Annotated in this window: 1 protein-coding gene; it reads left to right on the top strand. The window is 56.3% G+C overall.

All coding sequences use genetic code 11. The features are described 5' to 3' along the window. Positions 1–170: 170 nt before the first annotated feature. Positions 171–419 (top strand): hypothetical protein (locus tag AC1RPQ_RS07975; RefSeq protein ID WP_481762260.1); only part of this gene is annotated, 249 nt, incomplete at its 3' end.

The raw sequence follows: 419 nt of genomic DNA, 5'->3' as shown, positions 1-419 counted from the left end.
GATATCTATAACCCGAACGGCGACGGGGAACACCAAGAATTCACGCGGCGCGACTGGAGACAGGCCGTAGAGAATCAGGACACCATCAGCGGTTATTGGGTTTGGGTTGCGGCTCAAATCCGGAACGCCGACGAAAGCCTGTAAACCGCTGTTAAACACCAAGGAACATCATGACCGTTACGACCAATCTCGCAGACTTCGGGCACCGTGAGCGCGAGGAAGTTATTACCCTTCTCACTGCGTGGAATCGCGCGGGGCTGCCTGATGACTTTGAGGCCGACGGGGTACACCCCGCGTTTAACACGTGCAGCGGCAAAGTGTTCCTCACGAACGCGGATTTTCAAGTGTGTATGATTCCGAGCGGTAGCGAATCCCTCGAATCGTGGTACACGACGCCGCATGAGGGACGGGAAGGGTTC

Source organism: Dellaglioa sp. CoH-57-MRSF-21 (genome assembly GCF_056781915.1).
This window is presented reverse-complemented; position numbering and strand designations above follow the sequence as displayed.